Raw genomic sequence first — 14,680 nt, 5'->3', positions numbered from 1 at the left:
GGTCGGCTCGACTCATCCGGGCCAGGCCGACTCGGGCAGGAGCACCGGCCACTCAGGCGGCGGCAGGTACGCCGTCGGGTCGATGTAGCGACGGTCGACGCGAGCACCGAGGTGCAGGCACGGTGCCGACGCCGGACAGTGCCCGACCGAGACGCGCCCGACCGGCGCGCCCTGCACGACCTCGTCCCCGGCGGCGACCAGGGGTGTCACCGAGTCGAGGGTGCTGACCAGTCCGTCGCCGTGGTCGATCGTCACGACAGTGCGGCCGCCGACCGGGCCGGCGAACGCCACGGTGCCGTCGTCCACCGCCGAGGCAGTGCTGCCGAGGGCGGCCGGGACGTCGAGGCCCCGGTGGCCGACGGCGTAGTCCGAGGACGGTGCTTCCCACGCGCGCTCGACCACCCGCGATCCGGTGGGCCACACCCAGCGAGCCTCGACCCGGCCCGAATCGGTCGCAGTGCCCACCGACGCCCCGGCGCCCACCGACGCCCCGGAGCCCGCCGACGCCCCGGCTCCCGTCGACGGCGCGGCACCGGACACCACGGTCCAGCTCAGCACCGTCACGCCCAGCACGGTCACGCTCAGCACCGCCGCACCCACCACGGACAGCAGGACGGGACGCGCGCTCGATCGCATGTCCCCAGCCTGGGCGGTGGAACCCGGCCCCGGGGCGGGCGGGGGCGATCCGTGGAGGGGGAGTCGCGCCTCCAGGCCTGGGGAGGAACGTGCCGAGGACGGAAACGACAGAACCGACGTCGTACGACGGCGACAGTGTCGTTCCGCGTCGCCGCGCAAGGCCCGCGCCGTCCCGATCCCGCCCCGGTTATGACCAGATCCCGAGCGAGGAGTACAGTCGGGGCCGCTCCGGAACACGCAACGCCGCTCGGACGGCGAACCAGCCGACCGCCGGGGCACCGTGCTGCACAACTGCACGGCGGCAGAACCCAGGAGCATCGTGTCCACCACGACCACCGGGCACGGCGAAGACCGTGCGTTCAAGGGGAAGGTCACCCTGTTCGCCATCGCGGCGGCGGTCGGTGGCTTCCTGTTCGGCTTCGACTCGTCCGTCATCAACGGCGCCGTCGACGCGATCAAGGGCGAGTTCAACCTCTCCGACGCGGCCAGCGGCTTCGCGGTCGCATCGGCCCTGATCGGATGCGCGTTCGGCGCCTACTTCGCCGGCCGCCTCGCCGACCGTTACGGCCGCACCCGGATCATGTTCTGGGCCGCCGTGCTGTTCTTCGTCTCGTCGATCGGTTCGGCGTTCGCGTTCGCGACGTGGGACCTCGTGATCTGGCGTCTCGTCGGCGGTCTCGGCATCGGTACCGCCTCGGTCATCGCACCGGCGTACATCTCCGAGGTCTCCCCGAAGGCGATCCGCGGGCGGCTGGCCTCGTTCCAGCAGCTCGCGATCACGCTCGGTATCTTCGCCGCGCTCCTGTCCGACCAGCTCTTCGCCGTCACCGCGGGCAGCGCCTCGGCCGAGGTCTGGGGCCTGGCCGCCTGGCGCTGGATGTTCCTGGTCGGGGTGATCCCCTCGGTCGTCTACGGCGTCCTGGCGATCACGCTGCCGGAGTCCCCGCGCTACCTGCTCACCAAGGGCCGTGCTGACGATGCGCGCGTCGTGATGGGCAAGATCGTCCCGCGCGACACCGTGAACACGAGCCTGGAGGAGATCCAGGACGGCATCAAGAAGGAAGCCAACGAGAAGAAGGGCTCCATCCGGGGCAACCGCTTCGGGCTCCAGCCGATCGTCTGGGTGGGCATCATCCTGGCCGTGCTGCAGCAGTTCGTCGGCATCAACGTGATCTTCTACTACTCGACGACGCTCTGGCAGGCCGTCGGCTTCAAGGAAGAAGACTCGTTCCTCATCTCCACGATCACCTCGGTGGTCAACGTCGCCGTCACCTTCGTGGCGATCTTCCTCGTCGACAAGGTCGGCCGGAAGCCGCTGCTCGTCGCCGGGTCCGCGGGCATGTTCGTCTCGCTCACCATGGTCGCCATCGCGTTCTCGCAGGCGACGATCGTCGACGGCAGCCCGAGCCTCCCCGGCTCGTGGGGCGTCATCGCGCTGATCTTCGCGAACCTCTTCGTGGTGTCCTTCGGCGCCACGTGGGGTCCGCTCATGTGGGTCCTGCTCGGCGAGATGTTCCCGAACCGCATCCGCGCCACGGCGCTGGGCATCGGTTCGGCCGCCAACTGGATCGCGAACTTCATCGTGACGATCTCGTTCCCCGTGCTCTCGGGCTTCAACCTGACGGTCACCTACGGCATCTACGCGCTGTTCGCGCTGCTGTCGCTGTTCTTCGTCATCGCCAAGATCCCGGAGACCAAGGGCCGCTCGCTCGAGGAGATGGGCATCTCCGCCGACGGCGACACGGTGGACGCGAAGGCCTGATCGGCCGGTCGCGCACCGCGTCCGTTCCGCACGGATCGCAGGACAGGAGGCCCGGATCACGTCAGCCGCGAGGCGCGCGTGATCCGGGCCTCCCTTCTGTTAGCATCTATCCAGCAGCGTGCTGATGCGCGCTGACTTCGCGTGTCCACCAGGCCCTCACGGGCTCGGTACCCGACCACCGGTCCCGCTCTCGCGAGCGGGCGGTCGCGTGCCAGGACACCAGGGACCACGACCGACGGTCGTGATCGACACAACCGCAACAGGTCCGCAGCGACGTGCGAGAGCACGGCTGCGCGCCGAGAACACAGAAGGAGGACGGCACATGGCCGTCGTCACCATCCGCCAGCTGCTCGACAGCGGCGTCCACTTCGGACACCAGACCCGTCGGTGGAACCCGAAGGTGAAGCGCTTCATCCTCGCCGAGCGCTCGGGCATCCACATCATCGACCTGCAGCAGTCGCTGGCCTTCATCGACCGCGCGTACGACTTCGTCAAGGAGACGGTCGCGCACGGTGGCACGATCCTCTTCGTGGGCACCAAGAAGCAGGCGCAGGGCTCCATCGCCGAGCAGGCGACCCGCGTCGGCCAGCCGTACGTCAACCAGCGTTGGCTCGGCGGTCTGCTCACGAACTTCCAGACGGTCTCCAAGCGCCTCGCGCGCATGAAGGAGCTCGAGGAGATCGACTTCGACGACACGACGAAGGGCTTCACCAAGAAGGAGCTCCTCATTAAGAAGCGCGAGCTGGACAAGCTCCACAAGACCCTCGGTGGTATCCGCAACCTCACGCGGACCCCGAGCGCGCTCTGGATCGTCGACACCAAGAAGGAGCACCTCGCCGTCGACGAGGCGCAGAAGCTCGGTATCCCGATCATCGGCATCCTCGACACCAACTGCGACCCCGACGAGATCACGTACCCGATCCCGGGCAACGACGACGCGATCCGCTCCGTCGGCCTCCTGACCCGCATCGTCGCCGACGCCGCGGCCGAGGGCCTGAAGACCCGCCACAACGGTGGCGACGAGGACGAGGCCAGCGAGCCCCTCGCCGAGTGGGAGCAGGAGCTCCTCGGTGGCGAGACCGCCGCCACGACCGAGGCGCCCGCCGCCCCCGTCGAGGAGAACGACGCTGACGCGCAGGTCGCCGCGAAGGAGATCGGCGAGCCGATCGCCGACGAGGCGAAGAACGCGGAGCCGACGGCCGAGGCCGAGGCAGCCGCGGAGACCACCCCCGCCGAGTGAGTCGCCGGGGCGCCGGACCCCACCGGGTCCGGCGCCCCGACTGCACTCCACTCTCCACACACGTACAGTCCAGAAAGGACTCCAGTCAATGGCAAACTTCACCGCTGCTGACGTGAAGAAGCTCCGCGAGGACCTCGGCGCCGGCATGATGGACGCGAAGAACGCGCTCGTCGAGGCCGACGGCGACTACGACAAGGCCGTCGAGCTGCTCCGCATCAAGGGTGCCAAGGCCGTCGCCAAGCGCGACGACCGTGCCACCTCCGAGGGCGTCGTCGTCGCGACCTCCGAGAACGGCGCCGCCACGGTCGTCGAGCTCGCGAGCGAGACCGACTTCGTCGCGAAGAACGAGAAGTTCACGACCCTCGCCGACAAGGTGCTGGGCGCGGTCGCCGCTGCCGGTGCCGCCGACGTCGCTGCCGCCAACGCCGCACCGCTGGACGGCAAGACCGTCCTCGAGGTCGTCAACGAGTCGGCTGCCGCGCTGGGCGAGAAGCTCGAGGTCCGCACGGTCCGCCGTGTCGAGGGCTCGGCCTTCGAGATCTACCTGCACAAGACCAGCCAGGACCTGCCGCCGCAGATCGCCGTCGTCATCGCGTACGAGGGTGACAACGCCGCCGAGGCACGTTCGATCGCCCAGCACGTCGCGTTCGCGAACCCGACGTACCTGACCCGCGACGAGGTCCCGGCCGAGGCCATCGAGAAGGAGCGTGCGACCGTCGAGGCGATCACCCGCGAAGAGGGCAAGCCCGAGGCTGCGCTCCCGAAGATCGTCGAGGGCCGGGTGAACGCCTACATCAAGCAGGTGTCGCTCCTCGACCAGGACTACGCGAAGGACAACAAGATCTCCGTCGCGAAGGCCGCCGAGAACGCCGGCATCACGATCCAGGGCTTCGCCCGCGTCAAGGTCGGCGCGTAACGAACCCGTGACGGGGTCAGGAACCAACCAGGTTCCTGGCCCCGTTTTTCGCGCGCGCCGGCACGACACGCGCGCGACACATCCGCGAGTACATTTCCACGAGACCACGACGAAGGGTGCGGACCAGATGACCGACGAGAAGACCGGACGACGCCGCGTTCTGCTGAAGCTGTCGGGAGAGGCGTTCGGCGCCGGCTCCCTCGGGGTGAACCCCGACGTGATCGGCACCATCGCCAAGGAGATCGCCGTCGCCGCGCGCGAGGTCGAGATCGCGATCGTCGTCGGCGGGGGCAACTTCTTCCGCGGTGCCGAGCTCTCGCAGCGCGGCATGGACCGCGGGCGGGCCGACTACATGGGCATGCTCGGCACGGTGATGAACGCACTCGCACTGCAGGACTTCCTCGAGCAGGCGGGCGCCGCGACCCGCGTGCAGTCCGCCATCGCGATGACCCAGGTCGCCGAGCCGTACATCCCGCGGCGCGCCGAGCGGCACCTCGAGAAGGGCCGGGTCGTCATCTTCGGCGCCGGTGCCGGACTGCCGTACTTCTCGACCGACACGGTCGCGGCGCAGCGTGCGCTCGAGATCAAGGCGGACGAGGTCCTCGTCGCCAAGAACGGCGTCGACGGCGTGTACACCGCCGACCCGAAGAAGGACGCCTCGGCCGAGAAGCTGCACCACGTGACCTACCAGGACGCGCTGCTGAAGGGCCTCAAGGTCGTCGACGCCACCGCGTTCTCGCTCTGCATGGACAACGGCATGCCGATGCACGTCTTCGGCATGGAGGGCGAGGGCAACGTCCAGGCCGCGATCCGTGGCGAGCGCATCGGCACCGTCGTCAGCAACTGACCGCCGGCGCTGACTAGACTCGACGCCAGTACCGAAGGAGTAACACCGTGATCAGTGATGTCCTGACCGAAGCCACCGAGAAGATGGCGAAGGCCGTGGAGGTCGCCAAGGACGACTTCTCGACCGTCCGTACCGGCCGGATCAACGCCGCGCTCTTCCAGAAGATCCCGGTCGACTACTACGGCACGCCGACGCCGCTCGCGCAGCTCGCGTCCCTGCAGACGCCCGAGGCCCGCACGCTCATCGTCACGCCGTACGACAAGTCGGCACTCAAGGAGATCGAACGCTCCATCGCGACGTTCCCGAACCTCGGCGCCAGCCCGACGAACGACGGCGACATCGTCCGCGTGACGATCCCGGAGCTCACCAAGGACCGCCGCAAGGAGTTCGTGAAGCTCGTGCGGATGAAGGGCGAGGACCACAAGGTCGTCATCCGGAACATCCGCCGCAAGGCCAAGGACGACCTCGACGCACTCAAGGGTGAGATCTCCGACGACGAGATCTCGCGCGGCGACAAGGACCTCGAGGCCCTGACGAAGAAGCACGTCGACCAGATCGACGACGCGCTGAAGAAGAAGGAAGCCGAACTCCTCGAGGTCTGATGCGTCGCTCCGACCAGGGCGATGACCGCCCCACAGCAGAGCACGGGCCCGCGTCGAGCGGGCCCGTGAAGAAGGGGCTCCGTCAGGACTTCGATGCGCGCGCACGAGCGGCGCGCACCGACTTCGAGGCGCAGCTCCGCCAGCGCAAGGCCGACTTCGGCGCGCGCAACGAAGCGCTGACTGCGCGGACCGGGCGCAACCTGCCGGCGGCGATCGGCATCGCGCTCGCGTTCGCGGTCGTGATGCTCGGCACGCTGCTCCTCTGGCCGCCGTCCTTCATGGTCGTCGCGGCGTTCCTGCTGGGCGTCGGCGTCTACGAACTCACGAGCGCGATGCGGTTCGCCGGCCGCGACGTCCCGCGGATCCCGAGCGTCGCCGTCGCGATCGCGATCGTGCCGGCGGCGTTCCTGCTCGGCCAGGTGGCGGCGCTGTTCACCCTGCTCGGCGGCATCGTCCTGATCAGCGTCTGGCGACTGGTCGAGGTCGCCGTCGCGCGGCAGAAGCCCCCGGCCGGCAACGTCGCCCGAGACCTCACGAACGGGCTGTTCGTGCAGGCCTACATCTCGCTGCTCGGCGCATGCGTGGTGCTGCTCTCCGCCCAGCCGGACGGCAACCTCTGGGTGATCGGGTTCATCCTCGTCGTCGTCGCGGTCGACACCGGCGCGTACGCCACCGGGCTGAACCTCGGCAAGCACCCGATGGCACCCCGCATCAGCCCCAAGAAGACGTGGGAGGGCTTCGCCGGATCCGTGGCGGCGAGCATCGTCGTCGGCGTCCTGGTAGCCGTTTTCATGCTCGGGCTGCCCTGGTGGACGGGTGTCCTGCTCGGTGTGCTCATCTCCGGCTCGGCCACGCTCGGCGACCTGACCGAGTCGATGATCAAGCGTGACCTCGGCATCAAGGACATCTCGTCGTTCCTGCCCGGACACGGCGGCCTGCTCGACCGCATCGACAGCATCCTGCCGTCCGCCGCGGTCGCCTACGTGCTGTACCTGATCGTCATCCACTGACCGCCGGTGCCGGGCTGAACGCCGCACTCCGCGCGTCCAGGTTGTGCCATGGCCGGGGACTGGCAGAATGACGCCGTGGCCACCACCTTCCCGACCGCAGCCCGTTCCGCCCTCGGTTACGACGTCGACGAAGTCGAGCGTTTCCTCGAGGACGCCCGGCGCGCGTACTCCGCCGACGACAGCGCCCCCGGCATCGAGGCCGCGAAGATCCGCGCCACGGCGTTCTCGATGCGCAAGGGCGGCTACTCCACGTCGCACGTCGACGCCGCACTCGAGCGACTCGAGGACGCCTTCGCGGCCCGCGAGCGTGAGCGGGAGATGAGCGAGGTCGGCAAGAAGGCCTGGTACGCCGATGCGCGGACGAAGGCCTCCGACGTCGTGGCGCGGCTCGAGCGGCCCGACGGGCAGCGGTTCAGCCGGGTCAGCGTGCTCGGCACCGGCTACCACCCGAAGGACGTCGATGCGTTCGCCGCCCGGCTCGCCGGGTACTTCCGCGAGGGCAAGCCGCTCAGCCTCACCGAGGTCCGCTCGATCGTCTTCCGCCCGAAGCACGGCGGGTACCGCGAGGCGCAGGTCGATGCGCTGCTCGACGCCGTCGTCGAAGTGATGCTCGCTGTCCGGTGACGACGCGCTGTCCCCAGGTGCTTCGCTTTCCGTGATCGTTCCGTTACCCTGGTCCTACTCATGGGCAGGCACACGGCAGACTCAAGCTCCGACCGCGATACCCGCGAGCACCTCAGCCTCCAGGCTTCCGGTGAGCGCCGCGCGGCAATGCAGCGAACCCGCACGACGGAGACGTCGGCGTTCGGGGTGACCCCGCAGGCAGCGCCCGCGACGACGGGTCCGGTCGCCACGCCGAAGTCGGTGGCGGCGAACCGCGTCTCCGACGAGCGTGTGGCGTCCTTCGCCCACGATGCCCTGGTCGACGCCGACCAGCGTCCCGCGAAGCAGCGCACCGCGACGATGCAGCGCCGTGCGACGCCGAAGCTCGTCAAGCCCACCGCGTCGTCGGTGAACGCCGTCGCCCGCAAGCGCGCGGTCGCTCCGATGATGTCCTTCGTCGGCGTGTTCCTGTTCGTCGGCGGCTCGCTGTTCAACCCGCTGCAGGCCGACGTGGCACAGGCCGCCGTCGACACCCCGGTGCTCGTGAAGACGCCGCCGGCGCCGCAGCAGTACACCGCGCACGGCACCTACGCCGTGGCCGCTGCCGACCGTGACGGCTACGACGTCACCGTCCCGGCCCCGAAGGTCGTCAAGCCCGTCGTCGAAGAGGACGAAGCCGACGCCGAGACCACCGACGACAGCGCTGACGCCGCGGCCACCGAGACCCAGCCGGTCTCGGCCGCCAACACGCTCGCCGCCACCGCCGCGACGCCTGACCCGGGCAGCGCGCAGGCGATCGCCCTGCAGCAGGTCACGGCTCGTGGCTGGGGCACCGACCAGTACAACTGCCTGGTCTCGCTGTGGAACAAGGAGTCCGGCTGGCGGGTGAACGCCTACAACCCCAGCGGTGCGTACGGCATCCCGCAGGCCCTCCCCGGCAGCAAGATGGCCACGGCAGGCGCCGACTGGCAGACCAACCCGGCGACGCAGATCACCTGGGGTCTCAACTACATCGCCGGCGTCTACGGCACCCCCTGCGGTGCCTGGGGACACAGCCAGGCCAACAACTGGTACTGATCGGCTGCTCGGGTGCCGCGCAGCAACCGACCGCGGCGTCCCCGTGGTCGCGACGTCGAGCCTGACGAGGAGACCACCCTCGACCGGCTGATGAGCTCGTGGAAGCGCACCGAGGTCCGTCACGGTCGCGAGTACCAGGTGCAGCCGATCTCGGCCGCGTCGGCGCAGAAGGAGTACATCTGCCCGGGGTGCGGCGGAAGCGTCCTGCCCGGCACCGCCCACGTGGTGGTCTGGCGTGCGGACGGCGTGCTCGGCGATGCTGCCGACCTGGCGTCGCGCCGGCACTGGCACAACCACTGCTGGAGCATCGCATGACCGAGCACGACGTGACGCACGACACCGAGATCCGGTCCGCCACCGTGCTGCCGGCCCGTCGCACCGAGGTCGAGCTCGTCACGGACGACCACCTGACGCTCGTCGGTGAGCTCGCTGAGCCGGCCGACACCCCGGCCCGCGGGACCATCGTCACGCTCCACCCCCTGCCGACCGCGCACGGGTTCATGGACTCGCACGTGCTCAAGAAGGCTGCCGCACGATTGCCCGCCCTCGCCGACATCGCGGTGCTGCGGTTCAACTTCCGGTCCGTCACGTCGCCGCGCGGTACGTCGGAGGGCGTCTTCGGCGAGGGCGTGTCCGAGGGCTTCGACCTGCGCGCGGCGGTCGCCGAGATCGCCGACCGCGGCCTGCCGACGCCGTGGCTGGTGGGGTGGTCCTTCGGCACCGAGGTGATCCTCAAGCACGCGCTCGAACACGTCGAGGCCGGCACGGTCGCCGGGGTCGTCCTGCTGTCCCCACCGCTGCACCGCACCTCGGACGAGGAGCTCGCGCGCTGGGCTGTCGTCGGGGTCCCGGTCGTGGCGCTCGTCCCGGAGCACGACGACTTCCTGCAGCCCGAGGCCGCGGTGGCACGGTTCGCGCTCGCCCCGAACGTCCGGGTCGTGCCCGTGGCCGGCGCGAAGCACCTGTGGGTGGGGGAGCGGTACGTGCGGATCGTCCTCGACGCGATCACCGACCTCGTCGTGCCGGGCAGCGCCCCGCTGCCGACCCACTGGCCTGTCTGACGACGTCCGGAAGACGCCCTGCGGCCCGCCACCTGCACCAGGTGGGACGGCCTGGAGGCGTGGGGCGCGCCTCCAGGCCGTGGACCGTCAGCGGTCGGTCGCGTCCACGTCGTCGGCAGCGTCCGCAGCGGACGCTGCGGCGGGTGCCGTGCCGAGCAGGCCCGTGGCGTTCGTGAGGACCCCGCGGAGGTTCTCGAGGTAGCCCGCGACGGCTTCGCGTTCGGTGCGGATCGCCGCCAGGCGGTCCTCGGCCTCGGCGATGACGCCGGCGGTGCGCTCCTCGGCGTCGGCGACCATCCGGTGCACCCGGTCCTGCGCGTCGGCGACGATGGTGCGGGCGTGCTCCTGGGCCTCGGCCGTGCTGGTGCGCTCGAGGTCGTCGGCCTCCTGCTGCAGGCGTTCGGCGCGTTCGCGGGCCTCGGTCGCGCGGCGCGTGGCCTCGGCGAGCTGCAGGTTGGCCTCGTCCAGGTACTTCTGCGTCTCGGTGACCGTCTCGTGGTGCTTCCGCAGGTAGTCCTGCTCGGCGTCGTCGCGGCGGGAGGCGAGTTCCGACTCGAGCGTCGTGCGGGCCTCGTCGCGCTCCCGGGCGATCTCGGCGCGGACCTCGTCGCGCTCCTTGACCAGGGCGGCGCGGGCGGTGTCGATCTCCTGCCGCAGGGCGGTGCGCTCGGCCTCGAGCACCCCGAGCTCGGCGGTGCGACGGTCGGCGATCTCGGTGTCGACCTCGGCGTGCTCGCGCTCGCGTCGGGCGGCGATGACGTTCTCGTGCTCCCGGACGGCACGCTCGGCTGCCGCGTCGGCCTCGGCGCGCTCCTGCGCGATCCGGGCGTCGTGCTCCTCGAGCTCACGGGCGATCCGGTCGGCGGTCTCCTGCACCAGTCGTGCGTTCTCGACGCGGGTCTGCTCCTCGTCGACGCGGAGCTGCGCGTGGGCCGCCTCGATCTCCTGTTCGAGTGCGGTGCGGGCTGCTGCCAGTTCGCGGTCCCACTGGGCGCGGGCCGCGGCGAGTTCCTCGTCGAGCTCGCGGCGGCGGTCCGCGACCTCGGAGTCGAGCTCGGCGCGTCGGCGCGTGACCTCGGACTCGAGTTCGGCGCGACCGGTCTCGAGTGCCAGCGCGTGTGCCTGCTGCTCTTCGTCACGCTCACGGTGCCAGGCGGCACGGCCCTCGGTGACCTCGCGCTCCAGGGCCTCTCGCCGGGTCGTCTCCTCGCGGTCGAGGTCCTCGGTGCGGCGGGCGTGGTCGGCCTCGAAGACCGAACGGCGGTGCTCGGTCTCGCGGTCGAGCTCGGCGGCAGCGGTGCGGGCGTCGGCGGACTCGCGCTGGGCGATCTCGCGCAGCTCGGCGACCTCGTGCTCGACCTGGGCGCGCAGTGCGTTCGTCTCGCGGATGGCGACGGAACGGACCTCGGCGGCCTCGGTCACGGCGGCTCCGCGGATCGCGGCGGCTTCGTTACGGGCGTCCTGCGTGAGCAGACCGGCCTCGGCCCGGGCACGTTCGACGGTGTCGGCTGCCTCGGCGCGGGCGCGGGTCAGTTCGTTGGTGGCGCGGGTGCGGGCGTCCTCGAGGGTGTCGCGCGCTTCCTCCTGGGCCTCGCGGACGGTGCGCTCGGCTTCGGAACGGCTCGAGGCCCGGAGGCGCTGGGCGTCGATGTCCGCCTGGCTGATGAGGCGGGTCGACTGCTCCTCGGCCACACGCAGGGTGGACTCGAGGCGGGTGCCCAGTCCGCTGTACGTGGGGGTGCCGGCTTCGTCGAGCTCGCCCTGCAGTTCGGAGACCCGGGCCTGCAGGAGACGGATCTCCTTCGCGGCGTCGGCGCGGTCGTTGTTCGACTTGATGAGCTCGCGGCGCAGGTCGTTCAGCGAACGCTCCACCTCGTCGCGGCGGTACCCCCGCAGCTCGGTCCCGAACTCGGCCTCGTCGTTCGCCACGTGTCGCTCCTGGGTGCTCGGCGGAGGGCCCGGATCGGCCCGCGGTCGATTGTAGTGGCGGCCGGAGCGGGTCGTCTGAGTCCGGCGACAGCGCGGATTGATGCGCTGTCCAGCGTTGCTCGCTATCCTGAGTCGCTGATTCGCGCGCCGACATCCCCACCCCGGCGCGGTAGGGAGAGAGTTCGTGCGATTCGTCCTGGCGATCGTCAGTTTCGTCATCGGTCTGCTGCTCGTGGCGCTGGCGGTGGGACAGCGGACCGTGTTCGCGCCGCCGTCCTCGCTCGTGGCCGAGAGTTCGACGACCAGTTCCGCCCCGGTGACCGTGATCCCGGGGACGACGCTCAACGCCAACCCCGGCTACCAGCGCATCAACGTGTCCGGCTCCGGCAAGGTCTTCGCGGCCTACGGCAAGACCGCCGACGTCGACGCCTGGATCGGTGACGCCGAGCACACCACGCTCCGTTTCGACGCCGAGAAGGGCTCGCTGGTCGGGTCGACCTCGGGCAGCGAGACCAGCGTCCCGTCGCCGAAGGGCAGCGACCTCTGGTACCAGGAGTACGACGGTGCCGGGCAGTTCACCGTCCGCCTGCCGCAGGACGTCTCGGTCCTCGTCGTGAGCGACGGCAAGGCCGCAGCACCGAGCGACGTGTCCGTCACCTGGCCGCAGGACACCGCGACGCCGGCGGTCGGTCCGCTGCTCGTGGCCGGCGGCGTGTTCGTCCTCGGAGGCCTCGTGTTGCTCGTCCTCGCCTTCCTGCACCAGCGCCGTGGCCGCGGTCCCCGCCGTCGCAGTGGCGGGAGCCGCCCGCCGCGGGTGCGTGCGTCCCGTCGAGCCGCCGCCGCCGGTGCGCAGGTGCCGCGTCGCGGTCGTCGCGGCACGCGCGCACTCATCGGCGTCCCGGTGCTGCTCGTCGGCGCCCTGACCCTGGCCGGCTGTTCCTCGGACTACTGGCCGCAGGGCGGCGACCCGTCGCTCGCCACGCCGACCCCGACGGCCACCGCCACGGGGGCTGCGGAGACGACCGAGCCGACGGCTGCGACCAAGCAGCAGATCACCCGCATCGTGCAGCGCACCGCCGCCGTCGCCGAGCAGGCCGACGGGGCGCGCGACCGTGACCTGGTCCGGACCCGGTTCTCCGGAGCGGCGCTCGATCTCCGTCTGGCGAACTACTCGATCCGCGGCAAGGACTCGGACGTCAAGGCACCGCCGGCGATCTCGGCCGCGCAGGTGTGCGTCGCGCTGCCGCAGCAGACCGACACCTGGCCCCGAACGGTCTTCACGATCGTCGCCGAGGACTGTGACGCCAAGTCCGCGCCGCAGGCCCTGACCCTGGTTCAGGACACCGCCCGCGATCCCTACAAGGTGGCGTACGACGTCTCGCTCGAGGCCGACGCGAAGATCCCGAGCCTCGCCCCGACGACGATCGGTGCCGCACTGCTCGCGCCGGAGTCGAAGCTCCTGACGATCCAGCCCGACCAGGTCGCGACCGCCTACGGCGACATCCTGTCGAAGGACACCGCCAGCGAGTACGCCGACCTGTTCGCGACCGAGGGCGATGCGCTCCGCACCACCATCGGCAAGGCGTACAAGGACAAGAAGGCCAAGGCCCTGCCGGACACGGCGAAGATCGAGTACTCGTCCGAGGTGCCCGCCGACTCCGCCGTCGCCATCGCGACCGACGACGCCGGCGCCCTGGTCTCCGCGGACCTGGACGAGATCGAGAAGGTGACCCCGACCGCGTCGGGTGCCGAGGTGAACACCGAGGGTGCCGTCAAGGCTCTGTCCGGCGTGGACACCAGCAAGAAGGGCATCAGCGCGACCTACAGCGTCCAGCTGCTCTTCTACGTGCCGCCGGTCGCCTCGGATGGCAAAGTGGTCCTGCTCGGGTTCACACAGGGCCTGACCGCAGCGAGTGAGGTGCAATGAGCAACATCCCCCCGACCCCGTCCGGGCTCCGCGGAGCCGTGGACCTGTCGTCCCTCGTCGACCGTGCACAGCGGCCGCCCCAGCCGTCCGGTGCTCCCGCCCCGGCGGGTTCCGCCGGCGGAGCCGCGCCCGGCACCGAGGCCGGCGCCGCGAACGGTGCCGACCTGACCGTCCCGTCGCTCGTGATCGACGTCACCGACGCGACCTTCCAGGACGTCCTGGAGCTGTCGAACGTCGTCCCGGTCATCGTGGACATCTGGGCCGAGTGGTGCGGGCCGTGCAAGCAGCTCTCGCCGATCCTCGAGCAGCTCACCGCGGAGTACGACGGCCGCGTGGTGCTCGCCAAGGTGGACGCCGACACGAACCCGCAGCTCGTGCAGGCGTTCCAGGCGCAGTCGATCCCGACCGTCGCAGCCGTCATCGGCGGGCGCCCGCTCGGGCTCTTCGTCGGGGCACTGCCCGAGGCGCAGGTCCGGGACGTCTACGAGCAGGTGCTCCAGGCTGCCGAGCAGAACGGCGTGGCCGGTCGCGTGAGCGTCGACGGCGCAGCGGCCCCCACCGACGCCGAGCAGGGCGAGCCGGAGCCGGAGCCGCTCCCGCCGCACCACCAGGCCGCGTACGACGCGATCGAGCAGGGTGACTACGCCACCGCGATCGAGGAGTACAAGACCGCCATCCTGCAGGACCCGCACGACCAGATGGCCGTCGCGGGACTCGCACAGGTGTCGCTGCTCGACCGGCTCAACGGTCGGACAGCCGACGAGATCCGTGCGGCAGCAGCCGCCGGCCCGCAGGACGTCCAGGCACAGCTGGCGGTCGCCGACCTCGACATCTCCGGCGGGCACGTCGACGACGCCTTCGGGCGTCTTCTGGACCTGGTGCCGACGGTGTTCGGCGACGACCGTGAGGCCCTGCGCGTCCGGCTCGTCGAGTACTTCGAGCTCATCGGCAGCGAGGACCCGCGCGTCGTCGCGGCGCGCCGCCGCCTGGCGAACGCCCTGTACTAGCCCCGCACGAGACAGACGGGAGGCCCGGTGCCAGCTGGCACCGAGCCTCCCGTCTGTCAGTCG

Annotated in this window: 14 protein-coding genes; 12 read left to right on the top strand and 2 right to left on the bottom strand. The window is 70.7% G+C overall.

What is annotated here, in order from left to right; translation table 11 throughout:
• Positions 1-12: 12 nt before the first annotated feature.
• Complete coding sequence (locus tag DEJ20_RS11470) at positions 13-636, bottom strand: murein hydrolase activator EnvC family protein (protein ID WP_146245496.1); 624 nt, start codon at positions 634-636, stop codon at positions 13-15.
• A 319-nt stretch (positions 637-955) separates the two neighbouring features.
• On the opposite strand from DEJ20_RS11470, the gene DEJ20_RS11465 reads away from it, so the two are divergent.
• The 10 genes from DEJ20_RS11465 to DEJ20_RS11420 all read left to right on the top strand — a co-directional run bounded on the left by DEJ20_RS11465 (position 956) and on the right by DEJ20_RS11420 (position 9,754).
• A complete protein-coding gene (locus DEJ20_RS11465; RefSeq protein ID WP_258367097.1) occupies positions 956-2,398 on the top strand; it encodes a sugar porter family MFS transporter in 1,443 nt (480 codons plus the stop codon).
• A gap of 322 nt (positions 2,399-2,720) precedes the next feature.
• A complete protein-coding gene (gene rpsB, locus DEJ20_RS11460; RefSeq protein ID WP_027465874.1) occupies positions 2,721-3,638 on the top strand; it encodes a 30S ribosomal protein S2 in 918 nt (305 codons plus the stop codon).
• 88 nt (positions 3,639-3,726) lie between these two features.
• Complete coding sequence (tsf, locus tag DEJ20_RS11455) at positions 3,727-4,554, top strand: translation elongation factor Ts (protein WP_027465873.1); 828 nt, start codon at positions 3,727-3,729, stop codon at positions 4,552-4,554.
• Positions 4,555-4,681: 127 nt separating this feature from the next.
• Positions 4,682-5,401, top strand: a complete 720-nt coding sequence (gene pyrH / locus DEJ20_RS11450; RefSeq protein ID WP_027465872.1) for a UMP kinase — start codon at positions 4,682-4,684, stop codon at positions 5,399-5,401.
• A gap of 47 nt (positions 5,402-5,448) precedes the next feature.
• Positions 5,449-6,003, top strand: coding sequence for a ribosome recycling factor (gene frr, locus DEJ20_RS11445; RefSeq protein ID WP_111236533.1), 555 nt, complete (start codon positions 5,449-5,451; stop codon positions 6,001-6,003).
• 65 nt (positions 6,004-6,068) lie between these two features.
• On the top strand, positions 6,069-7,013 hold the full coding sequence (locus DEJ20_RS11440) for a phosphatidate cytidylyltransferase (RefSeq protein ID WP_111236569.1): 945 nt from the start codon (positions 6,069-6,071) through the stop codon (positions 7,011-7,013).
• Positions 7,014-7,088: 75 nt separating this feature from the next.
• Entirely contained in the window at positions 7,089-7,637 is a 549-nt protein-coding gene (locus DEJ20_RS11435; protein WP_181431647.1) for a DivIVA domain-containing protein, read from the top strand.
• 147 nt (positions 7,638-7,784) lie between these two features.
• The gene (locus tag DEJ20_RS11430; RefSeq protein WP_258377267.1) at positions 7,785-8,693 is read left to right on the top strand and encodes an aggregation-promoting factor C-terminal-like domain-containing protein; all 909 of its coding nucleotides are present in this window, start codon (positions 7,785-7,787) and stop codon (positions 8,691-8,693) included.
• 12 nt (positions 8,694-8,705) lie between these two features.
• Entirely contained in the window at positions 8,706-9,008 is a 303-nt protein-coding gene (locus DEJ20_RS11425) for an Rv1322 family protein (protein WP_110863985.1), read from the top strand.
• Positions 9,005-9,754: an alpha/beta hydrolase gene (locus tag DEJ20_RS11420; RefSeq protein WP_111236535.1), complete on the top strand. Its 750-nt coding sequence runs from the start codon at positions 9,005-9,007 to the stop codon at positions 9,752-9,754. Before DEJ20_RS11425 ends, DEJ20_RS11420 begins: the two co-directional genes overlap by 4 nt.
• A gap of 87 nt (positions 9,755-9,841) precedes the next feature.
• Here DEJ20_RS11420 and DEJ20_RS11415 read toward each other — a convergent pair whose 3' ends face one another.
• Entirely contained in the window at positions 9,842-11,683 is a 1,842-nt protein-coding gene (locus tag DEJ20_RS11415) for a coiled-coil domain-containing protein (protein WP_111236536.1), read from the bottom strand.
• 184 nt (positions 11,684-11,867) lie between these two features.
• On the opposite strand from DEJ20_RS11415, the gene DEJ20_RS11410 reads away from it, so the two are divergent.
• Positions 11,868-13,610 (top strand): DUF8094 domain-containing protein, encoded by a 1,743-nt coding sequence (locus DEJ20_RS11410; protein ID WP_111038568.1) that lies wholly within the window; start codon positions 11,868-11,870, stop codon positions 13,608-13,610.
• Entirely contained in the window at positions 13,607-14,617 is a 1,011-nt protein-coding gene (locus DEJ20_RS11405) for a tetratricopeptide repeat protein (protein ID WP_111236537.1), read from the top strand. The genes DEJ20_RS11410 and DEJ20_RS11405 overlap by 4 nt, the downstream gene beginning before the upstream one ends.
• Positions 14,618-14,680: the final 63 nt, after the last annotated feature.

Origin of the sequence: Curtobacterium sp. MCSS17_005 (assembly GCF_003234225.2) — a bacterium.
GTDB classification, from domain to species: domain Bacteria; phylum Actinomycetota; class Actinomycetes; order Actinomycetales; family Microbacteriaceae; genus Curtobacterium; species Curtobacterium flaccumfaciens.
This window is presented reverse-complemented; position numbering and strand designations above follow the sequence as displayed.